This is a genomic window from Arcobacter sp. CECT 8989, assembly GCF_004116715.1.
In the GTDB taxonomy this organism is placed as follows: Bacteria; Campylobacterota; Campylobacteria; order Campylobacterales; family Arcobacteraceae; genus Halarcobacter.
In genome coordinates, this window is record NZ_PDKE01000113.1 from 1 (window position 1) to 401 (window position 401).

A 401-nucleotide genomic window follows, 5' to 3' on the forward strand; every position below is an offset into this window, starting at 1 on the left:
TTGTACTTTTCCTGCTGTAAGCATTGAGTCTGTTGCTTTAGCTCCTTGAGAAAATCTCTCATCAATAACTCCTCTTTCTAGTCGTGACATAGAGCCTTTATTAATTACAGAACTTTTCGCTATATCCTTGATTTTTCATTTTTCATCAATAGGCTCACCTAGAGCATTTACTACTCTTCCTAAAAGACCATGTCCTGTCTCAACAGATAATCCATCTTTTTGTAAAAACACCTTATCATGTATACTCAAACCATCAATAAAAGAGAAAAGTACAATTGTAAAATCACGTGACTCAATTAATGCCACCATTCCTAAAACTGTAAAGATATGCTGTTGATACTCAATTCATAAGATATCACCTACAGCAACTTCTATTCCAAAATATTGTATTGTAGTAGAAG

The 401-nt window shown here is 33.4% G+C and carries 1 protein-coding gene; it reads right to left on the reverse strand.

The genetic code is table 11. The annotated features are described in order from the left end of the window. Positions 1–135: 135 nt before the first annotated feature. Entirely contained in the window at positions 136–306 is a 171-nt protein-coding gene (locus CRV02_RS14945; RefSeq protein WP_164969036.1) for a hypothetical protein, read from the reverse strand. Between the last annotated feature and the right edge of the window lie 95 nt (positions 307–401).